The organism is uncultured Oscillibacter sp. (assembly GCF_910584465.1).
In the GTDB taxonomy this organism is placed as follows: domain Bacteria; phylum Bacillota; class Clostridia; order Oscillospirales; family Oscillospiraceae; genus Oscillibacter.
Genome location: NZ_CAJUBK010000005.1, coordinates 1 through 24,444 on the forward strand (window position 1 = coordinate 1; position 24,444 = coordinate 24,444).

Here is a 24,444-nt window from a genome sequence, read left to right on the forward strand (position 1 = left end):
CCAGAGCCGCCCCCTTTCCCTGGATAGGGAAAGGGCGGGGGGATAGGGTCGAACCACTTCCCCCTCAAACCGCTGTCTTTCCACAGCTGATATGTGGACAATTAGCAATTTCAAAGCCTTGCTCCGCAAGGGTTTCCGGCCCTGGTTTCATAGGGGCTGGTATAGTATCATTCCCCAGGCCCGATTTATCGGAATAATGTCAACATTTGAATTTATGGGAGGTATCTATGAGCAGCAAAAAATCAGTGGCTTACGGCTCCGAAAGTCAGTCAACAGTAGTTGCAGGAAAGAAACGTATTCGGAGTACATCGGTTTGTGTCTGGCTGTCCCAGGATGAACAGGCAAAAATCCGGGGGCGTATGGCAGATGTGGGCATCCACAACCTTTCGGCCTATATGCGGAAAATGGCTCTTAACGGCTATGTACTTCATGTTGACCTCGCTCCTGTCAAAGAAATCGTCTCCCTGCAAAGGCGGTGTGCAAATAATCTCAATCAGATAGCTATCCGGGCAAATACCCAAGGAGGAGTTTACCCCAATGAAATCAAGGCCCTGCAAAAAGATTATGCGGATTTATGGGAACCGCTCTCTGAACTGTTGGAGAGACTTTCGGAGATAGTGACGCTGTAAGCGCATAAGGCCCAGGAGCGTTAGCGACGGGGCCGCAGACAGGGGAGCTTCTGGTCACGGTGACCAGAAGCTCCCGGCGGGTTTGGGGGCACCCCAACAAGCATTTTCGCAAGGCGAAAATCGCAAGTGTTATACACTTGCCCTGCTTGCCAAGAAGTGCGCTCCCTTAAAATTGGAGAATTATATACAGACACGCCTTATTCATTTTAGGACTGTTCTGCAAAAAGTTCCTCCCGTCCCCGATACTCGCTCTTGATGATTTCAAACATTTCTTCGGGTGTTTCCCTGCATCCATTTTGCAGCCACAGCTTAATAATTCTTGTAAGCCCACTTTTGAAAAATTCCATATGGTATTCGATAAAACGGTTATCAAAATGCTTTTCCGCAAGCCTGTAATCATACGCTAAAATCTTGTGTTTTTCATCATAACCTAACTTGAAATAGGTACGATAAAAAAGCTGATTTTGCTCTATATGCCGAAACAAAATCAAATAGTTGTTAGAGTTAAATCCTTGTGTAACTTCGTCTTTGTATAACTCCGCAACCTGGGCCTCCAGCTTTTCCCGTATCGCGTCAGCCAACCCATATATGTCCACATAGTTTGCATAAAAGGTACTGCGATTTAGGTTTGCCCTCTTGCATATATCGGACACGCTGATTTGGTGCAGTTCTTTCGTTTGAAGCAGCTCCACCAAAACCTGTTCAATTTTCTGCATGGACGCTCGTTTGCGCCGATTATTTTTTGTATTCATGGAAATCCCCTTTAATCCAACATCTGTGCAAACATTGTTGATTGTTTTCACCTTCCGCCTTTATTATACTATTCTTGCAATAAACAATCAACTGTTGCCTTAAAGGAGGTACTCAAATGAAGAAAAGCAGTTTTGTTGCAATGCTCATGGGAACAGTGAGCGGAGTGTTGTTTGCACTGGGTATGTGCATGGCGCTTATCCCGGAATGGGGAGCATTCCAGCCGGGAATTGTGTTCGGTGGCGTGGGTTTTCTGCTGGGATTGGTCACTGTAATCATTTGGCGGAAGATGGAGCATAAAGCCCCTATTCATTTTTCCGCAAAGGCAATCCTTGCGATTGTAGTCGGCGTGATTGGCGCATTGGCGCTGGGGGTTGGTATGTGCTTCTGCATGGTCTGGGATAAAATGGTGGTTGGCATCATTATTGGGTTGGTCGGTATCGTCGTCCTGCTTTGCCTGGTTCCCCTGACAAAGGGCCTGAAAGGGTGAAAGCAAAGCAAGCCGTCATTCAAAAAATCGAAGGGACGAAAATTGGAAAACGGCTTATCCAAGAACAGCGATTTAGGGCAGTATGCTCTGCTGCCATCAGTCTGCTGGTTAATATTCTGTATGCTTTTTATCATGTGGCGCTGGGCGTAGTCAATCAATCCTTATGGTTCATAACAATGTTTGCGTACTACGTCATTTTAATCGCTATGCGCCTTTCCGCTGTTTTGTGTGAACGGAAACATAAATCTTCAGCACCCGAAGATACAGAATATTTTGTGGCAAAATTATGCGGCGGGTTGTTGGTCTTGTTAAGTTTTATTCTTGCTGGCATTGTCTATATCAGTCTCTCGCAAAATGTCGCTGTAAAGCACCATGAGATTGTTATGATTTCGATTGCGACATACACATTCTGTAAAATCACAGCCGCAGCTATAAAGGCCATAAAACAACGTAAGAACACCGCCCCACTTCTCACTGTTATCCGGACCATCGGATATGCGGAAGTGGCCGCATCGATTTTGACCTTGCAACGCTCGATGCTGGTATCGTTTGGCACAATGGACAATGCGGATATTGACCTTATGAACGGTCTTACCGGATTAGCAGTATGTTTATTTATATTGCTGCTGGGGGTTTTTACAATCTTGAGGAGCAGTAAAGAAAGGATGAAAGCACATGGCACAGTCTAAATTCGTTAAGGCAAATGAGGAAATCGCCAAAAAAGTAGTAGGCGCATTTGAGAAAATCGAGGGTGCGGTTGTCGGCAGCTACACAAAAGTGGAAGATGCTGTCGTCGGCGGTTATACCAAGGTCGAGGACGCCTTTGTTGACCGCTATCTGACCAGGGATGGCGAAACCGTGGAGGCGGCAAAGGCGCGGTTGAAAAAGGAACAAGAACAGAGAGAAAGCGGTGAAACCGCACAGTAATATTTCTGCATACTGACACTATCTGCCGCACGACGGCAAAAGAAAAAAAGCCGTCGTACAAGCAGCGTATTGTCACGCCCGGAGCGGCGGCTTTGAGAAATCAGAGCCGCCGTTTTGTGTTTAGGCGGCATATAGGGGGAAGCCGTCATGCGATTGCGAGTAAATAGGCACTTGTCAAAAAAAGCCCTCCCCCTCTGACGGGTAGCCCTATCCCTAACTGCGAAAATTGTAATAACCTGTCGCCCCGGCACGTCCGTATAGCCTTGCGCTATGCGGGCGTTTTTGTATCCCGGCCCTTCTGGTCACCGTGTCCAGAGGCCCGCTGCCGCTCCCCACCCCTCCATTTCGATCTGTCCCTTTCCGCCAACATCGAAATGGAGGTTACTTATGACAACCATCAAATTAAACCGCTACTATCCCCACCTGACCGAAAATATCACCCTGGAAGTCTCCAACGAAATCGCCGTCGTTCTCTCCACCGGGGGCCGTCAGTGTGACAGCTACAAACGCCGCAAGCGGGAGCATAATGAGTGCTCCCTGGACATTGACCCCGGCTTTGAGCCGGATGTGATGTTCCCGCCTTTGACCCCGGAGGAAATCATTCTGGACGGGGAAAACCGCTCCATCCTCTACGCTGCCCTTGACCAGCTCCCGCCCATCCAGGCCCGGAGAGTGTACGCCCACTACATTCTGGGCAAGAAAAAGTCCGAGATTGCCAGGGCTGAAAATGTGGTGGAAAGCTCTATTTGCAGCAGTATTCGCCGGGGCTTGAAAAATCTCTGTGAAATTTTGAAAAATTTTTACAGGTAGGGAGCAACAAACGGCCCTTTTCCCGCCTGATAGGTAAGGAGGCTTATACACTGAGGACAACTGAATACACAGTATTCCAGGCACAAAACCCGTGTGATGAGCGACGAAAGGCGCGCCGCCAGGACAGCCCGCTTGAGGAGGTGGAGGAAGCGGGCCGAGCGATCAACGCAAGCCTTTGACCCGGCCTTGGCAAGCCGGGCGCGACGACAGCGCGGGAGATAATGAAACTTGCTCACGCCCTCCCATGGACTTGCGGGGGAGCTTCGCAGTTCTGCGGAGTTATGACAGCCGGAGCCGCCGGCGGCCTGGGGTGCTCCCCTGTGCCGGGGCGCGTGGCAAATACGGCGCAATTATAGATCGAAATGGAGTTATCCTCGCTGGGCTTCTGGTCACCGTGACCAGAGGTGGGGCAAGGTTGAAAGACAGCACTTTTCCGGGTGCTGTCTTTCTGCGTTTTCCCACATCCTTGTGCCTTGGGGCTGTCTTTGGTATAATATACTTGTAAAGGTTGACAGCTCCATTTCCCGACAGGAAAGGAGCTATCATGGAAAACCGTATCGACGCTATCTACGCCAGACAGTCCGTAGACCGCAAGGACAGTATCAGCATTGAAAGTCAAATCGAGTTTTGCAAATATGAGTTAAGGGGTGGGAACCACAAGGATTATCAAGATAAGGGCTACTCCGGGAAGAATACGGACAGGCCAAAATTCCAGGAGCTTTTAGCTGACATCAGGCAGGGTTTAATCCGCCGGGTGGTGGTTTACAAGTTGGACCGTATCAGCCGCTCCATTCTGGACTTCGCCACCATGATGGAGCTATTTCAGGAGTACAACGTGGAGTTCGTTTCCTCTACGGAAAAGTTTGATACCTCCACGCCCATGGGCCGGGCTATGCTAAACATCTGCATCGTGTTTGCCCAACTGGAGCGCGAGACAATCCAGAAGCGGGTGACGGACGCCTACTACTCCCGGTGTCAAAGGGGCTTCCACATGAGCGGCACGGCCCCGTTCGGCTTTAAGCTGGAACCTACCACCCTCCAGGGCATACGTACAAAAATGATGGTCCCAGACCCCGACACGGCAAACATCGCCCGGTTGATGTTCGAGATGTATGCCGAACCGTCCATGTCATTCGGAGATATTGCCCGGTACTTTGCGGAAAACAATATCCTGATTTACAGCAAGGAGTTGAAACGGGGCTTTATCTCCCAACTGCTCCGCAATCCGATTTACGCCCAGGCTGACTTGGAACTGTACGAGTTTTTCAAGGGCCAGGGTGCGGTGGTAGTCAATGACGCGGCGGACTTCGCCGGGACAAATGGCTGCTATCTCTACCAGGGCCGGGACGTGCAGGAGCGAAAAAACAAGGACCTGCGCGGGCAAATCCTTGTGCTGGCCCCCAGCGAGGGCATTGTCCCCGCTGATACCTGGCTGCGGTGCAGGAAAAAGCTGCTGGCAAATATCACATTCCAGGGCGGGCGCAAGGCTCGGAATACCTGGCTGGCCGGAAAAATCAAGTGTGGGCGGTGCGGGTATGCCCTTATGAGCGTAGGCAATCCGGCAGGAACGCAGTATCTTCGTTGCTCAAAGCGGGCCGACAACAAAAGCTGTGAGGGCTGCGGGACGCTTCGGACAGCGGAGTTTGAACAATTCGTCTATGGAGAAATGGTAAAAAAGCTCTCCGAATTTCAAACCCTGACCGCCAGGGCAACGACAGTCAACCCTAAGCTGACCGCCTTGAATGTGGAATTGGCCCAGGTGGAGGATGAAATCGAAAAACTGCTGAATACCCTGACCGGGGCTAATGCAGTTCTGCTGTCCTATGCCAACGGAAAAATTGAGGAACTGGACGCCAACCGGCAACGGCTTATCAAGGAAATTGCAGCACTGAACGCTGAAACGATTTCCCCGCAGAAAGTTGAGTTTCTGTCTGCCCACCTGGACAACTGGGACACGATTGATTTTGACGACCGCCGCCGGGTGACTGACATTATTTTGTCCCAGGTTCAGGCCACCAGCGACCGTGTTTCCTTTGAGTGGAAAATCTGAACATTTTTGCAATTCGAGCCTTATGCAACGGCTTGTGTGCCCTTGTTAAGCGTTGCTAATATTTTCCATTAGCTAAAAACATTTGATAATCTCTTCTTTGTATCAATATTCTACCAGTATAATCATATTTTTTCAATATAAATCGTTCAAATCAGAAATATTTTCTAATTTTCAGGTCCGACATAGTTTGTAGAATATTTAAAATACCATTTCAATTTGGCTATCGTCTTCTTTGCTAAAGTAAAATATAAGCAACCTGTGAAAAATAGTTCCCCTTATTCCATATGATACGCCAGCAGGCCCCGCCAGTCAAGGCCGGCGATTGCTAACGCAATCGCCGCGAGCGCCCAGTCTGCGGACTGGGCGGACCTTGACAGCCAGTGCCCGCTGGCGGTTTTGGTAGTCAAGGGGAACATTCCCTCAAAGTCGGCTAAAGCCGCCTTTGGGTACTGGTAGGGCAGCTACGCAAAATAAATCCCACGGTGAGACGCAAATCCTCCTCTGTGTCTCCCGCAGACTTGAATTGCTGCAACATAGGGACTATAATACAGCCATATTCACCTGGGAGGTGACTTTATGGCGAATATTCTGATTGTCGAAGATGAAAAGGCCATGCAGAACATCATCGCGGACTATATGCGGAAGGGCGGCCACACCTGCTTTACCGCCGACGACGGCATAGATGCCCTTGTCACGCTGAAAAATCATCCTATGGATTTGATGATCCTGGATGTGATGATGCCCCATCTGGACGGTTTCTCCGTCTGCAAGATGGCGCGGGAAATGAGCGATATGCCCATTATCATGCTCACCGCCAAAAGTGCGGAGGATGACAAGCTGAAAGGCTATGATTACGGCGCGGACGACTACATGACAAAGCCATTCAGCCCCAAGGTACTGCTGGCCAAGGCGAACGCCCTCCTGCGCCGTTCCTCCCCCGCTTCCGCCGGAGCAATCACCGCCGGGAAGATTATGCTCCACCCCAACGCACACAAGGTCTATCTGGACGGTCAGGAGATCACTTTGACCCACAAGGAGTATGAATTGCTCGCCTTTCTGATGGCAAACCCTGGGCAGATATTCGATCGGGAGCAGCTTTTGAACCGTGTTTGGGGCTATGATTTCGAGGGAACGACCCGAACCGTGGACACCCACATCAAGACCCTGCGGCAAAAGCTGGGGGGCGAGGGCAGGCATATCGTCACGCTGATCCGCTCCGGCTATAAATTCGAGGTGGCGGTATGAAAGAGCTGTTTTCCCTCCGTACTGTTCGGAAAAAGATTTTGATGCTCTCCAAGCTGGCGGGGGTCGCGCTGATCTTCTCCTACATCCTCTCCACCGGCCTGCCGGTTGGTGAAAATGCTTCTTTTCTAATCTGGCTGGGGTTTGTTTTTGTGCTGATTATCGGTATCGACCTTTTTATGGGCCGCTTTATCACAAAACCGATTGACAAGCTGAACGCCTCCGCAAAGCGAATGGCAGGACTGGATTTTTCCGCCCCCTGTGACCTTGTTTCAACCGATGAATTTGGTGAATTGTCCGCCAGCCTGAATACAATGGCTGAAAATCTGCAACAGGCCCTTGTCCGTCTGGAGGATGCAAACACCCAGCTTGAAAAGGATGTGGAAAAGGAGCGGCTTCTTCTTGCCGAGCGCAAAGAGCTGGTGGACAGCCTTTCCCATGAGATGAAAACCCCGCTTGGCATTATCCGGGCCTATACCGAGGGCTTGCAGGATGAAACGGACGAGGCAAAAAAACAGAAATACGCCCAGGTGATCGTCTCCGAAGTGGAGCGCATGAACGGCCTGATCGTGACCCTGTTGGATTTGTCGGCGCTGGAAAGCGGGGCCGCAAGCCTGAACATTTCCCGGTTTGACTTTGTTGAGCTGGTGGAAACGGTAGCCGGGCGGCTTTTGATCGCCGCCCCGGACACCGACTTTGAACCGCAATATGAGCTGCCGGAACAAAAGGCTTTTGTGCGGACAGACCGGCGGCGTATGGAGCAGGTTTTGGACAACCTGATCGTCAACGCCAAGAAAAATGTGTATCCCGGCGGCATTCTGCGGCTGGAACTGACAGTGGATGGTGGGACGCTGCATTTCTCCATTTTCAATCAGGGCAGGCCCATTCTAGAAAGTGACCTGCCAAAAATATGGACAAAATTCTATCGGGACAGCGGCGCGGAATACAGCGGTTCTGGGCTGGGACTGTCTATTGTGGCGCAAATCCTGTCCATGCAAAAATTGCCTTACGGCGCGGAAAACCAAGTGGGCGGGGTGCGGTTCTGGTTTTCCATTCCAGTTGCCCTCTGATCCTTGGACTTTGCGACGTACGCAACAGCGGGTTGCTTGCGGATAGTTGTCCTTTGTGCTAACATGGATAGTGAGGAGGATTATACACATGGAAATAAAAGATGCGATTTTAGAACTCCGCAAGAGCCTGGGATTGTCGCAGGATAACTTTGCGAAAAAGTTGTTTGTTACACGGCAGGCCGTGTCCAGATGGGAAACCGGAGAGACGGTTCCGCGCATTGATACGCTGAAATTGATCGCACAGACTTTTCATGTGCCGATGGATCAGCTGCTGGGGCATCCGTCGGAAATATGCCAAAGCTGCGGAATGATCTTATCCCGGGACGGCGATAGAGGCACAGAGCGGGACGGAAGCCCTTCGGGGGAATACTGTGCCTATTGCTATCAAAACGGGGGCTTTACCCAAGCCATTACAATGGAGGAACAAGTGGAACAGAATTTGCTAGCACTGGAGGAATGGAATCAGGCCACAGGGTTACACCTGACAGAAGCAGAGGCGCGGGCACAGCTTTTGGAATTTCTCCCAACGCTGAAACGCTGGCGCGCGGAATAATTTCACACGGATTTCACAGCGACCTCACACCAACTTCACACCGCAACCCTAAACTCTCCTTATCACAAATAAGGAGGGTTTTTTATGTTTTTGGGTCTAGCGTGGTACTGGTGGCTGGTGATCGTGGCGGTGCTGATCGTCTCCATCCCGTTCAAGGTCAAGTTCATGAAGTGGTGGAGCAAGCGCCAGCAGGAGAAGAAAGGCCAGCGTGGAAAGTGGGGTGACGACGAGTGATCGAGGTCAAAAACCTGACGTTCTCCTACGGCAAAGACAAGCAGGCCCTCCACGGCCTGGACTTCACCGTGGAGGACGGGGAGATTTTCGGCTTCCTGGGGCCGAACGGCTCCGGGAAGTCCACAACGCAAAAGATACTCACCGGGATATTAAAAGGCCACGGCGGTAAGGTTTCACTGTTCGGGCAGGACATTTCCGCCGCCCACGGCCAGGAATTTTTTCAGAAGATCGGCGTCCTGTTTGAGTTTCCCTACCTGTACGCCAATTTGAGCGCCGTAGACAATCTGAACTATTTCGCCTCGTTCTATCCCAGGGAGCAGCGGCGGGATGTGGGAGAGCTGCTGGACGCGCTGGAATTCAAACGGGACTTTCTGAAAAAGCCGGTGTCCTCCTACTCCAAGGGGATGCGCCAGCGGGTGAGCATGGCCCGGGCGCTGGTGAGCAACCCCCGGCTGCTGTTTCTGGACGAACCCACCAGCGGCCTTGACCCCTCCGGCGCGGTACTGTTCCGAACAATCATCGAACAGGAGCGCAAAAAGGGAACGACGGTTTTTGTCACCACCCATAACATGGTGGATGCCGATTTGCTGTGTGACCGGGTGGCCTTTATCTCCAATGGAAATTTGGTAGCCCTGGATACGCCCAAGCGTCTGAAAGAGAAAAACAGCAATCACCGGGTGGTCATCGACTATCTGTACCAGGGACAGCGGGAGTCGAAAACCATAGAGGCCCCAGAGTTGGAGGCGGGCATTCCCTTTGCCCACGACGAGATCATCAGCATCCACTCCCAGGAGCCGACCTTGGAGGATATGTTCATCCAGTACACGGGGAGGGGGCTGTCCTGATGGGAAAAGGATTTTGCGCCCTGTTTAAAAAGGACTGCCGGATGCTGGTATCGGGGAAATTTTTCTTGATGGCAATAGGATTTCTTGCCCTTTATACAGCCTATGTGAATCTGGGCTATATCCGCTTCATGCAGATGCCGCCCTATAATGTGTATCTGTACGACCCCACCGGGACACAGACGGAAAAATCGCCCCTGGTGCGGATTGTTTCCTCTATGGAGGACATGGACGCCGCCCTGCTCTCCGACGCCAACGGCGTGGGGCTGGACGCCAGCGCCGGGGAGGTGCGGGTGGTACTCTACAAAGGAGCGGAACACGTTGACCGCCACCGGGCGGATTACGCCCTGTCCCTGCTGGAACCTTCGGCCAGCCCCGCCCCGGAGGTGCTCGGCACAAACACGCCGGAACAAAAGGCGAGGAAAGAGATCACCTGCGAACTGCTGTTTTTTGAGCTGGCCGCTGTGGGATTTTTGGGCATCGCCGCTGTGCTGTTCAAGGAAAAGAGCATGGGAGTCATTCGTGTCCATGCCATTCTCCCGGTGCGAAAAGACTTGTTCCTCCTGTCCAAGCTGGCGGTGTTCCTGCTCTCCGATCTGGCCTTTGCTGTGCTGCTCACCCTGCTGAATGTGGGGATTGCGGATGGAGCGGCGATACTGCCCACTGTCTTGCTCCAGACGGCCATCCTGTCGCTGATTATGGCCTTGGTGGGTTTGCTCTGCGCCCTGCTGCTGAAAGATTTTCGGCAATTTACGCTGGCCTATCTGGTGATCGCCATTTTCGCCGCGACCCCCGTATTTTTATCCGCCAATACATCAATCAAATTTGACTGGATCGGCTATCATCCATTCTATCACGTCTATATGGGCCTGAAAAGCGCCTATTTCGGAGCGGACATTTCTCCTGTCTACTATGTCGGCGCTGTCGGTATGATCGTGCTGCTGTTCCTGGTGGTACGGCTCGCGTTCCACAGGGAGATTGGAAAGGAGGGGTGAGGCGTGAAAGGCTTAAAATATCAACTAAAAAGTGTTTTGCGGGATAAATTCTGCTTGATGACGTTCCTGTTGCCCATCCTGATCGCCGTGGCATTGAATTTTATGGGTTCCATTGACTTGTCCAGCCTGGGAGAACTGCACTTTGGCGTACTGGAAAACGACCTGCCCCCGCAGACGATCACATGGCTGGAGCGGTACGGCCCGGTGACAGCTTATAGGACACAGGAAGAACTGGCCGCCGCCATCAAAGAGCCGTCCACCAATGTGATCGGCGTAAAAGCGGACGGTGACAGCATAAAAACCGCGATCAGCGGGGACGAGCTGGACATTTTTTGGCAGGCGGCAGCAACCCTCCCGGCCCTCTATGAACAGCGGGAAAATGCTGAACAGGCAGAAGTCCAGGTGTTGGAGCGGCCCGATATTTTGGAAAACTTTCAAGGCATTTTTATTCCCGCTGTGCTGATCGTCGCTATGTTCATGGGCTGTACGTTCAACGCCATGAACATCATTTCCGAAAAAGAAGATGGTGTGGCTTTTATCAATGAGATACTGCCCATAACGCCCAGCCAGTACATTTTTCAGAAAGTCGTGGTGGGATTTCTCTTTGGCAGTCTGTCCTCTATTGTAACGGCGTGTATCTGTTTCCGATTGTCCTGGCAGAATTTCGGACTGATGCTGGCGCTGATCGTTCTGTCGTCCTTTGTGGCGGCGCTGATTGGGCTGTTTATCGGCAAGCTCTCCGAGGGCTTGATGATCGGCGTGGTCTATATCAAGATCATCATGCTTGTGTTTATCGCGGTGCCCATTATATGCGCCTTGATCGGGGTGAGCGGGCCGCTGGCGGTCATTTGTAACATCGTTCCATCCCAGCCTGCTTTTGATGGCATTATGGCCCTGTCTGCTGGGAACATGGGAACGGCGATAAAAGATATTGGTATTCTCGCATTTCATTGTTTCGCGTGGTTTGTGCTGTATGTTCTGATTTCTGGCAGACGTAAGACCAACAGCAGACGTTAAACAATAAATCCCACCATGAGACGCAAATTGATCTGCCCAGCGGCAGAAAAGAAAAAAACCGCTGCTGGGCAGTCCTTTTCTCATGCCTAAAATGTGTTACCCAATGCGGCGGTTTTGATTTCAAAGCCGCCGTGTTGAACATATAAAGTCCGGCGGCTGACAGGAGGCAGCCGCCATGAGATACATTGGTATTCAACGCAGACATAAAGGACTTGATTTGTCAAAAAAACTACTGCCCCTGTCAGGGGGCAGTGCACCTACGAGTATAAACTATACAGTATAGGTAATAACCACTATACTTTACATTCAGCCCGGAGGGTCTTAGACCTTCCGGGTATTTTTTGTCGAATTACGTCGTTTTGTCAGCTCCCAAAATTTTTTTCAAAAAGCGGACGTTTTGCGGGCAGCGGACGGCAGCGGCGGTGTCTTGGTAGCGGAAAGGGAGAAAACCACCTTATCCCCCGGCGAAAGGGGGTGAGTAAATGGAAATCCCCCGCGACTATGACGAGCGGCGCCGCGAAATGAGGCCCGGAGCTATATGCGAAGTCTTTGCCGCCAGCGGAAGCGTGAGTTTTCGCTCTACGCTGTTCCGTGGGAGGAAATGGACAAGCTCTGTATCGCAGACGACTACCCCAGCGACAGCTTTGTGTTCAGCGCCCACGGATACGATCTGCGCATTGGCAATGAGCTGGTGGCCGAGGCGTTCTCCGGTCTGTCTGGACAGGACCAGAGTATTTTGATTCTGCGCTGTGTCCTGGACATGACGGATGAGGAAATCAGCCGGATCGTCGGCCTGTCCCGAAGTTCCGTCCAGCGCCGCCGGGCAAAAGCCTTGGATGTTCTACGGACAAAATTGGCGGTAATTGCGCCGAAAGGAGGGAAGAAATGAGCAGTCCTAATTACAGGGGCCGGGAGCCTCTACCGCTGACTGTCATTCACAGCGCCAAGGCCGGAGACAGCGAGGCCATAGGATGGGTTTTGCGGTACTACGAGGAATATATAAACAAGCTCTGCACCCAGACGTTCTACGACGAGACCGGCTGTCCCCACAGATGTGTGGACGAGTACATGAAGCGCCGCCTGGAGGCCAAGCTCACCCAGGTCATCATTTTTATGAACTGACCAACCCCACGGACGGGAGGAACGGCTTACCCTTTCCACGTTCCTCCCGTCCGCCCCAGTGCGGAATTTAAATCCCGCCGTGAGACGCAAACCGTCAAGCATATCTGCTTTGACCGGAACATAAACATTTGCGCAGGAGGTGTCTGCCATGGAGGAAAGGGCAAAAACGGCAAAAAACTTGACACAGCCGCAAGAGGTCACGACGACCATCCACTACGCGCACAACGGTCCAAGCCTGGAATCCTGCCTGGTTTCCATCCTTTCTGCACACCTGTCAAAAAGTGCGGTTATTTGACGCTTTTTCTCATATTTGCTACAATATAGATGTAGATATTGTTCCGCAAATATGAGAGGTTTCAGCAGAAGGGAGCATCTATGACCTTTGTGCGGAACAAAAAAGAGAACAGCGACAGTTCCATCGTCCAATGGTACATAGCGGTCTATGTCCGCCTCAGCAAAGAGGACGGGGACAAACTGGAAAGCGACAGTATCCAGAACCAAAAACGGATCATCGAACAGCACATCAAATATCTGCAAGACCAGGGAGAGCAGATCGCCTCCGTGGAGGTTTACTCTGATGACGGCTACCCGGGCGGCAACTTTGACCGCCCGGAGTATAAGCGCATGATGCGGGACATTGAGGCGGGAATTATTAACTGTGTGATCTTCAAAGACAATTCCCGCCTGGGTCGGAATTACCCGGAGCTGGGACGGCTGATGGAGGAATACTTTCCGCAGAAGGGCATCCGGGTCATCTCCGTCTTGAACCACATAGACAGCCTGAAGGACCCCCACGGGTATTGCAGTGCCATTGTCTCCTTCTCCAACATCATGAACGACGACTACATCCGGCAGCTCTCCATCAAGATCAAGTCCACCTTTGCCATGAAGCGGGAGCGGGGGGAGTTCCTGGGCAACTACGCGCCCTATGGCTATATGAAGAGCCCCCAAGACCGGCACAAGCTGGTGATCGACCCGGAGGCCGCCGAGGTGGTCCGCATGATCTTCCAATGGTACGCCGGAGGAACGCCTGCCAGCCGCATTGTCAAGCAGCTCAACGCCCTGGAGATCATGCCCCCCTCGGTCTACAAGACCAGCAAGGGGTGCAGGGGCTTTGACCAGCACTCCAGTGGAGGCGTGAAGCGCAACGCCTGGGCGCTGACCACGGTGAACTCCATCTTGAAGGACGAGGTATACATCGGGAATCTGGTCCAGGGCAAGCACAAAAGCGCCTCATACCGGACAAAGAAAATGGTCCCCACGGATGAAAGCGAGTGGACGGTGATCGAGGGAACCCACGAGGCCATCATACCGGACGAGGTATTTGCCGCGGTGCATGAGCGTTACGCCCGGCATCCCAGGGCACGCAAGGACCTGCAAACCAGCTACCCGCTCTCCGGCTTTGTAAAGTGCGCCCACTGTGGGGGGCGAATGAACCGGAACGTCTCCCACGGCGTCGCCCGGTTCCGGTGTATGACCCGGATATATTCCCCGGAGAAATGCCAGTGCCCATCCATTCGGGAGGCAGCGCTGGAGGCGGCGATTTTGAAGGCGATACAGGCGCAGATCCAGGAGCTGGTGAACGCGAAGGCGGTCATTGATGCGGCCCGGCAGGTCAGAAGTGACGGACGTGCTTCCAATGAATACCTGATTGCACTCAACCGCGCCGAGCGGGAGCGGAAACGGCTGGAGGACGCAAAATTCCGCCTGTACGACAACTTTGAAAAGGGAATCTTGGACCAGGACGAATACCTCCGCTTCAAGGAGAAGTACAACGGGGAGATTGCGGAGCAGGAGGGGCAGATCAAGCGCCTGCAAACGGCCATGGCGGAGCTCAAGGAGGCCCGGCGGCAGGATGACGAGTTTGTCTCGTATTTTGAGCGGTACGGCAGCATAGACCGGCTGGACCGAGAAACGCTGGATCGGCTGTTGAATCATGTCTCCGTAGAGGACGCAACCAACGTCCACATCTATTTCAAGTTCTCCCCGGAACGTGAAAAGCTCCTCGACTTCGCAAGGAGTGTCGAGGAGGAGACAACGAGTGCGGCAGTTGGTACACATTGAGACAAAATCTAAAGGGTGATTTGCAGTTCATACACCCTTTCGCGGAAGATGCCGGAAATATCAGGCGTTTTCCGACAAAACCCAGCAAATCCAAAAAGAACATGAAAAACGGTGTACAAAGTGCGGCATCCATATGTCATCAACAACACCCCATCCACCGCCGCCGAGACGGCGGCGTAATCATGGCCCTCATACAGCAAGCCCCTCTGCCGGGTATCGGTCTTCGGCGCCAGCGCCGCCCAGAGGAACTTCCCCTGCGCCGCCAGCAGCTGCCGCAGGCGCCCCAAAAACGCGGCGTAGGCTTCCGCCAGCTGCCCCGGCAGATACTCGAAATCCACATCCAGCCCCGCGTACCCCTTCCGCAGCACCGTCTGCAGCACTTCCGCCGCCAGACGGCCCTGGGCCTCGTAGTCGGTCAGGATGAACGTCGCCCGGCCGGTGTCGAACTGCCCCGCCTCCGTCAGGGTGGACAGGTGCATCACCGGCCTCGTCCCCCGCTCCCAGGCCGCCTCCAGCATCGCTTCGTCGTCCAGCGGCAGCAGGCCGCCCTCCGCCGTGATGCCGTAGGTGAAGGGGGCCAGGGTGGAGAGATAGGGCAGCTGCTCCGCCAGCAGCTCCGGCGAGATGAAGGGATAGGCATAGCCGTTGAACACGCCCTCCCCCAGCTTCTCGTCGAAATAAGAGATCACCAGCGCCTGGCCCTCTTGGATGTCCTCCCCTCCCCCAAGCTCCCAATTGTTCCGCCACAGCTGCCGGACCGTGGTGCCGTGATCTTCCGCGATGGAGGTCAGCGTCTCCCCCGCCGTCACGGCATGGATCCCCCGGGGGAACCGCACCACCAGCGTCTGCCCCACCGCCAGCGCCAGATCTTCGGGCAGTCCGTTGTCCGACGCCAGGCGCCGGGGCGACACACCGTAGCCCGCCGCGATCGTATCCACCGTCTCTCCCGGGCCCACCACATGGATCGTCATCCGCATCACCTCTTTCACGGAACCCTATGTCCGCGCCTTTGTCCCCTATGCATACCCTCCGCCCCTGCCGCCATATACATGGACAAACGGACAAGGAGGCGCGCGTGATGCCCAAAAAGAAGTGGACCCGATACCTGACCCCCGGTCTGGTCTTCCAGTCCGTGCTGATCGGCGGCGGCTACGGCACCGGCGCGGAGATCGCCTGCTACTTCGGGCGTCACGGCCTCCTGGGCGGCCTGCTGGCGCTGGGAGGCACGGCGGCGGCCTGGGCGGTGCTGTGCTCCGTCACCTTCGAGTTCGCCCGGGTCTTCCGGACCTATGATTACGGCTCCATGATGCGCCGGCTCCTGGGGCCCGCCGGGCGGCTTTACGACCTGTGCTTCTGCGCGATGCTCCTTTTGGTCCTGGGCGTGGTCAACGCCACCGCCGGGGCCATGGTCCACGACCTCACCGGCGCGCCGCCCTGGGTGGGGGTCGCCCTCCTCTCCGGCGGCGTGGTCCTCCTGGTCCTCCGGGGCACCGAGGCCATCGTGAAGGCCCTGTCCCTCTGGGCTTACCTCCTCTACGCGGTCTACCTCCTCTTCCTGGCCTCCGTCTTCCTCCGCTTCGGGGACGCCATCATCGCCGAGCTGGCCCGGGCCGAGGCCGCTCCCGGCTGGCTGGCCAGCGGCCTCAAGTACGCCTGCTACAACCTCCTCTGCGTCTCCATGATCCTCTACACCCTCCGGGACCTCCGGTCCCGGAGGGAGGCCGTGGCCTGCGGCATCCTGGCGGGCCTCTTGGGCGCGGCCCCGGCGGCGGCGCTGCTGCTGGCCATGGGCTGCGGCCTCCCGGCGGCGCTGGCCTCCGAGACGCCGGTGACGGCCGTCTTCCAGCGGCTGGGACAGCCCTGGCTGTACATCCTCTTCGAGATCGTCCTCTTCGGCACGCTGGTCGAGACCGCCGCCGGCTTCATCAAGGCCCTGGAGGACCGGCTGGAACAGGCCCTCGCCCGGGCCCCGGGCCCATCCGCGGGCCCGGCCGCGCACCGCCCCGCCCGCCCGCGGCAGGCCCGGTCCTTCGAGCTGCTCCGCCCCCTCGTCACCGGGGCGGTCACCGCCCTGGGGATCTGCGTCTCCACCTTCGGCCTGACGGAGCTCATCGACAAGGGCTACGGCGCCATCTGCTATGGGGCGCTCTTCCTTTTCGCCCTGCCCATGCTGACCGTCGGGGCCCATAAGCTGAAGGAGGCCCGCCGCCGGTGAGCGCCGCCGCCCGACGGTTTCGACGGCGTTCCGCCCCGCCCTTACAAGATCCATCCTGTTTTTTTGGAGGCCCCCCGCCGCATTCGCCGCGGAAAGACCTTGTAATCCGGAAGGTATCATGGTATACTGATCTCAACATTCACGAACGAGGTGATCGTAATGGCTTTTTTTGGAGGACAGCCGAAAACTCCCCCTGCTCCGGAACCGCAGACGGACATGGAACGGCGGGAAGGCGCTGACATCCCCGAACTGCCCGAGCCCCGCAGCAACACGGTGATCGCGAAGGACCTGATCGTCACCGGCAAGCTCAGCGGCGAAGGCGTCGTCCAGATCGAGGGCACGGTGGAGGGCGAGATCAACTTGAAGGGCTATGTCATCGTGACGCCCACCGGCAAGGTGAAGGGCCCCGTGGAGGCCGACGTGATCCGCATCGCCGGACAGGTGGAGGGCGACCTGGTCTCCCATGACCACGTCCAGCTGGAGCGCACCGGCACCGTCAACGGCGACGTGACCACCGTCTCCTTCGTCATCGAGAACGGCGGCCGCCTCAACGGCCGGACCACCATGCTCCCCGAGCAGGCTTCCACGCCGCGCGTGACGGGCCTGGAGCCGTCCAAGCCCTCTGCGGAGGACGGCGGGGAGGCGTCCGACGGCTGATGTCCGCGGGTACATAGCCGGGATAGACACGATACCACGACCGGGGCCGGGCTTCCATGCCCGGCCTCATGTTTTCCCGGTTTTGGGGCAAACTTGGTGTGCTTGATTTGTTCATACTTTTCGAGTATGATATTTCCAAAAGAGGAAAGAAAGGAGCCATCCCTATATGCCGTTTACATTCCAATTCGGCGGCTTCGACCCCGGCGCCTTTGGAGGCGGCTTCAACCCCGGGAGCTTCCAGGGCGGCGCGTCCGGGCCCAGCCCCCGCCCCCGCAGGGCCCGCAAGCCCCGCCGGGCCGTGGGCAATGCCTTCAGCCGCACGATCCTCAACCTGGCGGTGACCCTGGTCTTCGGTCTGGCCTATTTCTACTTGGAGCTCCCCGCCCTGAACTTCCACGCCGAGGAGTTCTACGTCTTCATCTTCCTCCTCTGCGCCGTCTACTGCGTCTGCGCCGTTTTCACCTCCGGCTTCCAGACGGACGGCGGCGTCAAGGGCTACTTCGGCTTCGTGCGCAAGCAGTGCGCCCTGCCCTTCCTGACGGCGGTCGTCCTGATCGCCGCCCTGGCGGTGGGGGCCATCTCCAGCTGGGTGGTCCTCCGGGCCGGGAGCTATTCCAAGCTCCTCTCCATCCAGCCCGGGGACTTCACCGCCGAGGTGGAGGAGATCAGCTATGACCAGATCCCCATGCTGGACGCGGACTCCGCCTCCCGCCTGGGCACCCGGAAGCTGGGCGAGCTGGCGGACATGGTGTCCCAGTTCGAGATCCTGCCCACCTATACCCAGATCAACTACCAGGGCCGCCCGGTCCGGGTGACCTCCCTGCGCTACGGGGACCTCATCAAGTGGTTCACCAACCGGGGGGACGGCCTGCCCGCCTATATCATCATCGACATGGTCAGCCAGGAGGCGGAGGTCGTCCGCCTGCCGGAGGGCATGAAGTACACCGTGGCGGAGCACTTCGGGCGGAACCTTTACCGTCATCTGCGCTTCAACTATCCCACCATGATGTTCGACGAGCCGGTCTTCGAGATCGACGAGGAGGGCACGCCCTACTGGGTCTGTTCCCGGATCGTGCGGACCATCGGCCTGTTCGGCGGTGTGGACGTCAAGGGCGCGGTGCTGGTCAACGCCGTCACCGGCGAGAGCGAGTACCACGAGCAGGTCCCCAACTGGGTGGACCGGCTGTACTCCGCCGACATCATCATCCAGCAGTATGACTTCTACGGCATGTACCACAACGGCTTCCTCAACTCCATGTTCGGGCAGAAGGACGTGACCGTCACCACGGAGGGCTACAACTATATCGCCCTGGAGGACGACGTCTATATGTACACCGGCGTCACCTCCGTCACCTCGGACGAGTCCAACATCGGCTTCATCCTCTCCAACCAGCGCACGAAGGAGACCCATTTCTACTCCATCGCCGGCGCCGAGGAGTATTCCGCCATGGCCTCCGCCCAGAGCCAGGTCCAGCAGATGAGCTACACGGCCACCTTCCCCCTGCTGCTGAACATCGCGGGCCAGCCCACGTACTTCATGGCCCTCAAGGGCGCGGACGGCCTGGTGAAGATGTTCGCCATGGTCAACGTCCAGCAGTATGACGTGGTGTCCACCGGCTCGACGGTGGCCGAGTGCGAGGCCAGCTACCGCCAGACCCTGGCCCACCGGGGACTGATCGCCGCCGGAGAACAGGGCCCCGCCGCCGGAGAGCAGCAGGAGTCCGAGGGCATCGTGGCGGAGATCCGCAGCGCGGTCATCGGCGGCGACACCCACTACTATGTCCGCATGGAGGACAGCCTGGGCTACCTGGACTTCAACACGGCAGATGTGCCCCTGGCGGTGCTGCTGGACGTCCGGGACCATATCCGCTACACCTACGTGCTGGAGGGCGCGGAGTTCCCGTCCCACGGCATCGTCCCGGCCACCGGCTTCGAGCATATCGACTGGGACGATTGAACGGCGCAGGAGGCCCTTCCCGGGTCTCCCGCACACCCCCTCCCCTCCCGCCGGATCGAGTCTCCTCTTTTTCGACAAGCTGAGGGGGCGGCGGGCCAAAAGGCCCGCCGCCCCTCTCTCATCCGTCCCTGTTCACTTCCGCAGCAGGACCAGCCCCAGCGTGTTCGGCCCGCAGTGGCAGAAGATCGTACAGCCCGCCTTGGCCTCCAGGATCTCGCCGAAGCGGCCGTCCTCCTCCAAGATCTCCCGGGCGATGCCCGCCAGCTCGTCCCCCGGACAGGTATCCACCAGGAACGCCCGCCGGGTGTCCAGGTCCGTCCGGTCCCGGAGGCGCTCCCGGATGTATTCGGCCACGGCCTTGGTGATGTTCCCCCGGTACTTCTTGGTGACGGACATCCGTCCGTCGATGACCTCCACGCAGGGGTGGAGCTTCAGCAGGTTCGCCCCCAGGGCGGTGACGGCGGAACAGCGCCCGCCCTTTTTCATATAGTCCAGCCGGTCCAGGACGAAACTGGTCTCCAGCCGGGGGACCAGCTCCTCCAGCAGGGCCAGGATCTGCGTGACGGACTTCCCCTCCCGGGCGGCCTCCGCGGCGGCCAGGACCATCAGGCCCGTGCCCACGGTCAGGTTGCCGGAGTCCACCACGTAGACCTCCGGCACCTCCTCCGCCGCCAGCTTGGCGTTCTGGCAGCAGCAGGAGAACTCGCTGCCGATGTTGATGTGGATGACCGCGTCGAACGTCCCCATCAGCGTCCGGAAGGCGTCCTCGTAGTCCGCGGCGTTGACCGCGTTGGTGGTGGTGATCTCCCCGCCGGCGTCCACATGGGCGGCGATGTCCGCCGGCCGGATGTCCACGCCGTCGTGGTAGAGCTTCCCCGCCTTGACGATGCCCAGGGGGAAGACGCCGACGTCATATCGCTCCAGCAGCCGCTCCGGCAGGTCGCAGGTGCTGTCGGTGGTGATCTTGATCATATGGGGCTCCTTCCGGGCCCGCAGGCGGCCAGGCGCCCGGGACCATGTCTTGTTGGATCTCCGCCTCCAGGGGCGGGCATATCATGAGCGGAGCCATTGTATCACAGATCTCCCTAAAAATCCATAGGGAGATCCGGCGGGATCGGGCGGAGGCCGCGTTTTGTCCCTCCCGCCTTTCGTGCCGTTTGCCGGAAGCCCTGGCGATCTGGCGGATCGCAGGTCGAAATCGAAGACCGATCGTGATGGGATCGCTGCGGCAGATCCCGATGCGATCGATGACAGGAGGCAGGTATCCCTTATGGAAATAAAGATCATAGATCTGCCAACGATCGCTGTCATCGGTAAAGAAGGTCTATGTACTGCAGGGAGGAATATCGTTCAACAGTTATGGCAAGAAGCTGATGCTCATTTTGATGAGGTGGCTGCTCTTGGGAAGAAAGCTCCAGATGGGACATATGCTGCATTTTGGGGGGCGATGAGTGATGAGAGCAGATCTTTTCGCCCATGGACCCACCAGTTCACAAGAGGACTGTATCTTGCAGGTGTTGAAACTCATATCGATGCGGCCGCGCCTGAAGGATGGACCAAATGGGTCCTGTCGGCGCGAAAATATATCGTCGTGGATGTCGAGCCAGACCGATATATCGAAATATTCGACGAGGTGATACAGGATACCATCCCCGGGAAAGGGATGAAACTCGCAGGGGCGGTGTGCGATCATACCGAGCCTGCGACAGGGAAAAGCAGGCTGTTTTTCCCTGTCGAACCTTTGTAGGAGATCCCGGTCTATCGGGCCGTCCTCCATGCCGGAGGGCGGCCCGTTTCGTCATTTTGTCGAAAGACCAGGAACTGGGACGTTCATCAACGCAAACCGTGAACGGGCCCGCGGCTTTGCGCCGTTGACAAGCCGGGGGGCAGATGGTAAGATGAACGAGTATATGCAGTCCGGCGGGCGGACCGCCGGATAGACTGAGGATGAGGAAGTACGATAAGATAAGGAGAGCGGTATGGCAACCAAATATGTATTCGTCACCGGCGGTGTGGTCTCCGGCCTGGGCAAGGGCATCTGCGCGGCGTCCCTGGGGCGGCTCCTGAAGCAGCGGGGCGTCCGGGTGCGGAACCAGAAATTCGACCCCTATATCAACGTGGACCCCGGCACCATGAGCCCCTATCAGCACGGCGAGGTCTTCGTCACCGAGGACGGCGCCGAGACCGACCTGGATCTGGGCCACTACGAGCGCTTCGTGGACGAGGACCTCTCCGGCAACAGCTCCATCTCCTCCGGCAAGGTCTACTGGTCCGTGCTGAACCGGGAGCGCCGGGGGGACTACCTGGGCGCCACCGTCCAGATCATCCCCCACATCACCAACGAGATCAAAAGCCGCATCTACGCCATGGCCGGGGACGACGTGGACGTGGTCATCTGCGAGATCGGCGGCACTGTGGGCGACATCGAGTCCCAGCCCTTCCTGGAAGCCATCCGCCAGGTCCGGGCCGAGCGCCCCCAGGGCGACGTGGTCTTCATCCACGTGCCCCTCATCGTCGAGGTCCCCGGCTCCGGCGAGCTGAAGTCCAAGCCCACCCAGCACTCCGTGAAGGAGCTCCTGGGCCTGGGCATCCAGCCGGACATCCTGGTCTGCCGCTGCGACACGCCCATCACCGCCGACATCCGGCGGAAGATCGCCCTCTTCTGCAACGTGGATCCCGACTGCGTCATCCAGAACGCCACCGCCGAGACCCTCTATGAGGTCCCCCTGCTCATGGCCAAGGAGGGCCTGGACGAGGTGGTCTGCCGGAAGCTGGGCCTGCTGACCCATCAGCCGGACCTGCGGGAGTGGACCGCCATGGTCCAGCGGGAGAAGCGGGCCAGCAAACACGTCCGCATCGCCCTGGTGGGCAAGTACGTCCAGCTCCACGACGCCTACCTCTCCGTGGTGGAGTCCCTGAACCACGCGGGCACCGCCAACGACGTGGTCGTCGACATCCATTGGGTGAACTCCGAGACCCTGACGGAGGCGAACATCGAAGAGGAGCTGGGCGGCTGCGCCGGCATCATCGTCCCCGGCGGCTTCGGCGACCGGGGCATCGAGGGCATGATCCGCGCCGTCCGCTACGCCCGGGAGGGGGGCGTCCCCTATTTCGGCATCTGCCTGGGGATGCAGATGGCCGTCATCGAGTTCGCCCGGGACGTGCTGGGCTATGCCGACGCCCACTCCTCCGAGTTCTCCGAGACCACCCAGCACCCGGTCATCGCCCTGATGCCCGACCAGGTGAACGTCACCGACAAGGGCGGCACCATGCGCCTGGGCCGCTATCCCTGCGAGCTGACGGAGGGCACCCGGAGCCGCGCCCTCTACGGCTCCGCCGAGGTCTCCGAGCGCCACCGCCACCGCTTCGAGTTCAACAACGATTTCCGCGCCGAGATGGAGGCCCGGGGCCTGGTCCTGGCGGGCCTGTCCCCCAGCGGGCACCTGGTGGAGATCGTGGAGCTGCCGGACCACCCCTGGTTCGTGGGCGTGCAGTTCCATCCGGAGTTCAAGAGCCGCCCCGACCGGCCTCATCCGCTGTTTTATGGGTTCGTCAAGGCTTCGGCAGAGAAGGCGGAAGGATAGGAGCACCGGCGGGGGCGGGGCAGCCCTCTGCCATCTTTGGCGGCTGCCCCGCAAGGGGCGAGCCAAAGGGCATCCCTCCCGGCGGGGCGGCAAAGCCGTCCCGCCCCGACCGGCCTCATCCGCTGTTCTACGGGTCCGTGAAAGCCTCGGCGGAGAAGGAGGACCGATATGATGAAGATGATGAAGCGGTGTGCCCCGGCGGCCCTGCTTTGTCTGCTGCTCCTCACGGCGTGCAGCGAGCCCACGGGGGAGTGCACCTGGTACGCGGCCCACGGCGGCATCGAGCCGGTGCTGATGGTGGACGGGGCCCTCTATCACTGGGCCCGCCTGAACGGCACCGGCGTCCCTCTGGAGACGGAGGACGGCCATGTCCTCCCCACCTATCTCCCCCAGGGCTACGAGGCCGCCGGGGAGCTGGGCCCCGTCTCCAAGGAAGCGCCTGAGGCCGATCTCCAGATCCAGGCGGGGTTCGACGTCACCGGCGTCGTGTTCACCGACCCGGACCGGCCCCTGGTGGTCTATGTCCACCTCACCACCGACTGGCTTGAGGACACCTATGTCCGCTTCGAGAGCGAGGAGCTGGGGCATCACCTGGTCTGTTGGGACGGGCGGCTGTTCCAAATCCCCATCGGCTGCAGCCAGACCGTGGAGGAGCTGCCGGAGGGCTGCGTCTCCATCGGGACGCTCCAGTATGTGGGGGACGACGTCCTGCCGGGAAACGATCTGGAGTGCAACGGCATGGGCGACAGCTTCGGCCACACCCTGACGGGGCGGGAGGTCCTCCGGGACCCGGCGGACCCGGACACGCTCTACGTCTTCGAGACCCAGTACTGGCGGGAGGGGAGCTGCCCCGCCTGGGAGGTCTGCCGCCCCTGGGAGCCGGGGGCCCCGCCGTATCCCGCCGGATGACAAAACCAGGAGCTCCGGTCTCCCGGAGCTCCTATGCCTGCAATAGTTCTTCCACGTCGACCTCCAGCGCCTGGGCCAGGGCCGACAGCTCGATGTCCGTCACGAACCGCTGGCCGCTCTCGATGCGCTGGACCGCGTTCTTATCCACGTCCAGGCCATTCAATTGGAGCAGATCCGCCAAAGCGCGCTGAGACAGTCTCGGCCTCTTGGATTTGCGCAGGGCGGCTACCAAGCCGCCGCAAAGATTATGCCTCCCGTCCGGGGCGCGGTTTTTATACATAGAAACCAGTCCTGACCTTTAGTGATTGTCATTTTGCTGTCGGAAAC

27 protein-coding genes are annotated in these 24,444 nt (G+C 57.5%); 23 read left to right on the forward strand and 4 right to left on the reverse strand.

Translation table 11 applies throughout. The features are described from left to right. The first annotated feature begins 227 nt into the window (after positions 1-227). Positions 228-629, forward strand: a complete 402-nt coding sequence (gene mobC / locus QZ332_RS02620) for a plasmid mobilization protein (RefSeq protein WP_295761962.1) — start codon at positions 228-230, stop codon at positions 627-629. A 206-nt stretch (positions 630-835) separates the two neighbouring features. Here the strand turns inward: mobC and QZ332_RS02625 are convergent, their stop codons facing one another. After that, on the reverse strand, positions 836-1,432 hold the full coding sequence (locus tag QZ332_RS02625; RefSeq protein WP_367116645.1) for a TetR/AcrR family transcriptional regulator: 597 nt from the start codon (positions 1,430-1,432) through the stop codon (positions 836-838). Between the two features lie 65 nt (positions 1,433-1,497). Here QZ332_RS02625 and QZ332_RS02630 point away from each other — a divergent pair, with 65 nt between their 5' ends. From QZ332_RS02630 to QZ332_RS02705, 16 genes are all read left to right on the forward strand, one after another. Next, positions 1,498-1,869 carry a hypothetical protein gene (locus QZ332_RS02630; RefSeq protein WP_295761964.1) on the forward strand — a complete coding sequence of 124 codons (372 nt, stop codon included), beginning with the start codon at positions 1,498-1,500 and terminating at the stop codon, positions 1,867-1,869. Beyond that, complete coding sequence (locus tag QZ332_RS02635; protein ID WP_295761966.1) at positions 1,866-2,558, forward strand: hypothetical protein; 693 nt, start codon at positions 1,866-1,868, stop codon at positions 2,556-2,558. The genes QZ332_RS02630 and QZ332_RS02635 overlap by 4 nt, the downstream gene beginning before the upstream one ends. Next, positions 2,545-2,796 carry a hypothetical protein gene (locus tag QZ332_RS02640; RefSeq protein WP_295761968.1) on the forward strand — a complete coding sequence of 84 codons (252 nt, stop codon included), beginning with the start codon at positions 2,545-2,547 and terminating at the stop codon, positions 2,794-2,796. The genes QZ332_RS02635 and QZ332_RS02640 overlap by 14 nt, the downstream gene beginning before the upstream one ends. Positions 2,797-3,183: 387 nt before the next feature. Next, a complete protein-coding gene (locus tag QZ332_RS02645; RefSeq protein ID WP_295761970.1) occupies positions 3,184-3,606 on the forward strand; it encodes an RNA polymerase sigma factor in 423 nt (140 codons plus the stop codon). A gap of 544 nt (positions 3,607-4,150) precedes the next feature. After that, the gene (locus tag QZ332_RS02650) at positions 4,151-5,656 is read left to right on the forward strand and encodes a recombinase family protein (protein ID WP_295761972.1); all 1,506 of its coding nucleotides are present in this window, start codon (positions 4,151-4,153) and stop codon (positions 5,654-5,656) included. Between the two features lie 576 nt (positions 5,657-6,232). Continuing rightward, positions 6,233-6,901 (forward strand): response regulator transcription factor, encoded by a 669-nt coding sequence (locus QZ332_RS02655; protein WP_295761974.1) that lies wholly within the window; start codon positions 6,233-6,235, stop codon positions 6,899-6,901. Beyond that, the gene (locus QZ332_RS02660) at positions 6,898-7,968 is read left to right on the forward strand and encodes a cell wall metabolism sensor histidine kinase WalK (protein ID WP_295761976.1); all 1,071 of its coding nucleotides are present in this window, start codon (positions 6,898-6,900) and stop codon (positions 7,966-7,968) included. Before QZ332_RS02655 ends, QZ332_RS02660 begins: the two co-directional genes overlap by 4 nt. Positions 7,969-8,056: 88 nt before the next feature. After that, on the forward strand, positions 8,057-8,521 hold the full coding sequence (locus QZ332_RS02665) for a zinc ribbon domain-containing protein (RefSeq protein WP_295761978.1): 465 nt from the start codon (positions 8,057-8,059) through the stop codon (positions 8,519-8,521). Between the two features lie 84 nt (positions 8,522-8,605). After that, positions 8,606-8,755: a hypothetical protein gene (locus QZ332_RS02670; protein WP_295761980.1), complete on the forward strand. Its 150-nt coding sequence runs from the start codon at positions 8,606-8,608 to the stop codon at positions 8,753-8,755. Then, positions 8,752-9,600, forward strand: coding sequence for an ABC transporter ATP-binding protein (locus QZ332_RS02675; protein WP_295761981.1), 849 nt, complete (start codon positions 8,752-8,754; stop codon positions 9,598-9,600). Before QZ332_RS02670 ends, QZ332_RS02675 begins: the two co-directional genes overlap by 4 nt. Next, a complete protein-coding gene (locus QZ332_RS02680; RefSeq protein ID WP_295761983.1) occupies positions 9,600-10,592 on the forward strand; it encodes an ABC transporter permease in 993 nt (330 codons plus the stop codon). The genes QZ332_RS02675 and QZ332_RS02680 overlap by 1 nt, the downstream gene beginning before the upstream one ends. A 3-nt stretch (positions 10,593-10,595) precedes the next feature. Beyond that, positions 10,596-11,609 (forward strand): ABC transporter permease, encoded by a 1,014-nt coding sequence (locus QZ332_RS02685; RefSeq protein ID WP_295761985.1) that lies wholly within the window; start codon positions 10,596-10,598, stop codon positions 11,607-11,609. A gap of 601 nt (positions 11,610-12,210) precedes the next feature. Further along, positions 12,211-12,498 (forward strand): sigma factor-like helix-turn-helix DNA-binding protein, encoded by a 288-nt coding sequence (locus tag QZ332_RS02690; RefSeq protein ID WP_295761987.1) that lies wholly within the window; start codon positions 12,211-12,213, stop codon positions 12,496-12,498. After that, positions 12,495-12,731, forward strand: a complete 237-nt coding sequence (locus QZ332_RS02695) for a helix-turn-helix domain-containing protein (protein ID WP_295761988.1) — start codon at positions 12,495-12,497, stop codon at positions 12,729-12,731. Before QZ332_RS02690 ends, QZ332_RS02695 begins: the two co-directional genes overlap by 4 nt. A gap of 148 nt (positions 12,732-12,879) precedes the next feature. Beyond that, complete coding sequence (locus QZ332_RS02700; RefSeq protein WP_295761991.1) at positions 12,880-13,026, forward strand: hypothetical protein; 147 nt, start codon at positions 12,880-12,882, stop codon at positions 13,024-13,026. Positions 13,027-13,106: 80 nt separating this feature from the next. Next, positions 13,107-14,795, forward strand: coding sequence for a recombinase family protein (locus tag QZ332_RS02705; protein ID WP_295761993.1), 1,689 nt, complete (start codon positions 13,107-13,109; stop codon positions 14,793-14,795). A gap of 8 nt (positions 14,796-14,803) precedes the next feature. Here the strand turns inward: QZ332_RS02705 and QZ332_RS02710 are convergent, their stop codons facing one another. Continuing rightward, positions 14,804-15,766, reverse strand: coding sequence for a LysM peptidoglycan-binding domain-containing protein (locus QZ332_RS02710; protein WP_295761995.1), 963 nt, complete (start codon positions 15,764-15,766; stop codon positions 14,804-14,806). Between the two features lie 107 nt (positions 15,767-15,873). On the opposite strand from QZ332_RS02710, the gene QZ332_RS02715 reads away from it, so the two are divergent. From QZ332_RS02715 to QZ332_RS02725, 3 genes are all read left to right on the forward strand, one after another. Further along, positions 15,874-17,010 (forward strand): hypothetical protein, encoded by a 1,137-nt coding sequence (locus tag QZ332_RS02715; RefSeq protein ID WP_295761997.1) that lies wholly within the window; start codon positions 15,874-15,876, stop codon positions 17,008-17,010. A gap of 216 nt (positions 17,011-17,226) precedes the next feature. Then, positions 17,227-17,667 carry a polymer-forming cytoskeletal protein gene (locus tag QZ332_RS02720; RefSeq protein WP_295761998.1) on the forward strand — a complete coding sequence of 147 codons (441 nt, stop codon included), beginning with the start codon at positions 17,227-17,229 and terminating at the stop codon, positions 17,665-17,667. A gap of 166 nt (positions 17,668-17,833) precedes the next feature. Continuing rightward, complete coding sequence (locus QZ332_RS02725) at positions 17,834-19,624, forward strand: CvpA family protein (RefSeq protein WP_295762000.1); 1,791 nt, start codon at positions 17,834-17,836, stop codon at positions 19,622-19,624. Positions 19,625-19,756: 132 nt separating this feature from the next. On the opposite strand, the gene QZ332_RS02730 is transcribed toward QZ332_RS02725, so the two are convergent. Next, positions 19,757-20,596 carry a DegV family protein gene (locus QZ332_RS02730; RefSeq protein WP_295762002.1) on the reverse strand — a complete coding sequence of 280 codons (840 nt, stop codon included), beginning with the start codon at positions 20,594-20,596 and terminating at the stop codon, positions 19,757-19,759. 298 nt (positions 20,597-20,894) lie between these two features. Here QZ332_RS02730 and QZ332_RS02735 point away from each other — a divergent pair, with 298 nt between their 5' ends. The 3 genes from QZ332_RS02735 to QZ332_RS02745 all read left to right on the forward strand — a co-directional run bounded on the left by QZ332_RS02735 (position 20,895) and on the right by QZ332_RS02745 (position 24,117). Then, positions 20,895-21,371 carry a GyrI-like domain-containing protein gene (locus QZ332_RS02735; protein WP_295762004.1) on the forward strand — a complete coding sequence of 159 codons (477 nt, stop codon included), beginning with the start codon at positions 20,895-20,897 and terminating at the stop codon, positions 21,369-21,371. 232 nt (positions 21,372-21,603) lie between these two features. Beyond that, positions 21,604-23,208 (forward strand): CTP synthase, encoded by a 1,605-nt coding sequence (locus QZ332_RS02740; RefSeq protein ID WP_295762006.1) that lies wholly within the window; start codon positions 21,604-21,606, stop codon positions 23,206-23,208. 168 nt (positions 23,209-23,376) lie between these two features. Continuing rightward, positions 23,377-24,117 (forward strand): hypothetical protein, encoded by a 741-nt coding sequence (locus QZ332_RS02745; RefSeq protein WP_295762009.1) that lies wholly within the window; start codon positions 23,377-23,379, stop codon positions 24,115-24,117. A gap of 31 nt (positions 24,118-24,148) precedes the next feature. Here QZ332_RS02745 and QZ332_RS02750 read toward each other — a convergent pair whose 3' ends face one another. After that, positions 24,149-24,397 carry a helix-turn-helix domain-containing protein gene (locus QZ332_RS02750; protein WP_295762011.1) on the reverse strand — a complete coding sequence of 83 codons (249 nt, stop codon included), beginning with the start codon at positions 24,395-24,397 and terminating at the stop codon, positions 24,149-24,151. Positions 24,398-24,444 lie beyond the last annotated feature (47 nt).

Excerpts from the sequence above, each read along its gene's own strand:
- QZ332_RS02725 (WP_295762000.1), top strand. The coding sequence starts at position 17,834 with ATGCCGTTTACATTCCAATTCGGCGGCTTCGACCCCGGCGCCTTTGGA.
- QZ332_RS02650 (WP_295761972.1), top strand. The coding sequence starts at position 4,151 with ATGGAAAACCGTATCGACGCTATCTACGCCAGACAGTCCGTAGACCGC.
- QZ332_RS02660 (WP_295761976.1), top strand. The coding sequence starts at position 6,898 with ATGAAAGAGCTGTTTTCCCTCCGTACTGTTCGGAAAAAGATTTTGATG.
- QZ332_RS02735 (WP_295762004.1), top strand. The coding sequence starts at position 20,895 with ATGGAAATAAAGATCATAGATCTGCCAACGATCGCTGTCATCGGTAAA.
- QZ332_RS02720 (WP_295761998.1), top strand. The coding sequence starts at position 17,227 with ATGGAACGGCGGGAAGGCGCTGACATCCCCGAACTGCCCGAGCCCCGC.
- QZ332_RS02750 (WP_295762011.1), bottom strand. The coding sequence starts at position 24,397 with ATGTATAAAAACCGCGCCCCGGACGGGAGGCATAATCTTTGCGGCGGC.
- QZ332_RS02690 (WP_295761987.1), top strand. The coding sequence starts at position 12,211 with ATGGACAAGCTCTGTATCGCAGACGACTACCCCAGCGACAGCTTTGTG.
- QZ332_RS02695 (WP_295761988.1), top strand. The coding sequence starts at position 12,495 with ATGAGCAGTCCTAATTACAGGGGCCGGGAGCCTCTACCGCTGACTGTC.
- QZ332_RS02715 (WP_295761997.1), top strand. The coding sequence starts at position 15,874 with ATGCCCAAAAAGAAGTGGACCCGATACCTGACCCCCGGTCTGGTCTTC.
- QZ332_RS02745 (WP_295762009.1), top strand. The coding sequence starts at position 23,377 with ATGATGAAGATGATGAAGCGGTGTGCCCCGGCGGCCCTGCTTTGTCTG.
- QZ332_RS02700 (WP_295761991.1), top strand. The coding sequence starts at position 12,880 with ATGGAGGAAAGGGCAAAAACGGCAAAAAACTTGACACAGCCGCAAGAG.
- QZ332_RS02710 (WP_295761995.1), bottom strand. The coding sequence starts at position 15,766 with ATGACGATCCATGTGGTGGGCCCGGGAGAGACGGTGGATACGATCGCG.
- QZ332_RS02680 (WP_295761983.1), top strand. The coding sequence starts at position 9,600 with ATGGGAAAAGGATTTTGCGCCCTGTTTAAAAAGGACTGCCGGATGCTG.
- QZ332_RS02670 (WP_295761980.1), top strand. The coding sequence starts at position 8,606 with ATGTTTTTGGGTCTAGCGTGGTACTGGTGGCTGGTGATCGTGGCGGTG.
- QZ332_RS02640 (WP_295761968.1), top strand. The coding sequence starts at position 2,545 with ATGGCACAGTCTAAATTCGTTAAGGCAAATGAGGAAATCGCCAAAAAA.
- QZ332_RS02705 (WP_295761993.1), top strand. The coding sequence starts at position 13,107 with ATGACCTTTGTGCGGAACAAAAAAGAGAACAGCGACAGTTCCATCGTC.
- QZ332_RS02630 (WP_295761964.1), top strand. The coding sequence starts at position 1,498 with ATGAAGAAAAGCAGTTTTGTTGCAATGCTCATGGGAACAGTGAGCGGA.
- mobC (WP_295761962.1), top strand. The coding sequence starts at position 228 with ATGAGCAGCAAAAAATCAGTGGCTTACGGCTCCGAAAGTCAGTCAACA.
- QZ332_RS02645 (WP_295761970.1), top strand. The coding sequence starts at position 3,184 with ATGACAACCATCAAATTAAACCGCTACTATCCCCACCTGACCGAAAAT.
- QZ332_RS02655 (WP_295761974.1), top strand. The coding sequence starts at position 6,233 with ATGGCGAATATTCTGATTGTCGAAGATGAAAAGGCCATGCAGAACATC.
- QZ332_RS02665 (WP_295761978.1), top strand. The coding sequence starts at position 8,057 with ATGGAAATAAAAGATGCGATTTTAGAACTCCGCAAGAGCCTGGGATTG.
- QZ332_RS02730 (WP_295762002.1), bottom strand. The coding sequence starts at position 20,596 with ATGATCAAGATCACCACCGACAGCACCTGCGACCTGCCGGAGCGGCTG.
- QZ332_RS02740 (WP_295762006.1), top strand. The coding sequence starts at position 21,604 with ATGGCAACCAAATATGTATTCGTCACCGGCGGTGTGGTCTCCGGCCTG.